Annotated in this window: 1 pseudogene; it reads left to right on the top strand. The window is 58.5% G+C overall.

The features are described 5' to 3' along the window. Positions 1-181 (top strand): annotated as a pseudogene (locus tag BK665_RS34110) (ShlB/FhaC/HecB family hemolysin secretion/activation protein); the annotation flags it as partial. Between the last annotated feature and the right edge of the window lie 135 nt (positions 182-316).

The following is a 316-nucleotide window of genomic DNA, read 5'->3' as shown; positions in this document are numbered from 1 at the left end:
GATCAGCAATGACCGATACAACAGCGAAGTGCATGGCCGAATGTCCAGCAACTCTCTGGAACTCTTCGCCCGTGGCAAGTACCTCGCCACTCGCCTGACGTTCGCCCACTCGCTGGAACGCCCCACCGTGCTCACCGAGCGCGAGGCGCCGATCTTCTTCCAGGTCGACCTGTTTCTTTAATTCATTTGTTATCGCGTCGAGATTCTGAATATGGACGTTCACCAGCTTGCCTTTCTGTCCCGCCAGCCTTCGGCTGCCGTGGCCCCTCGCACGCACTTCCTGGGCATGCCCAAACGCTTGCTGGCATTGCTGCTG

The organism is Pseudomonas frederiksbergensis (assembly GCF_003732665.1).
Lineage (GTDB): Bacteria > Pseudomonadota > Gammaproteobacteria > Pseudomonadales > Pseudomonadaceae > Aquipseudomonas > Aquipseudomonas frederiksbergensis_G.
This window is presented reverse-complemented; position numbering and strand designations above follow the sequence as displayed.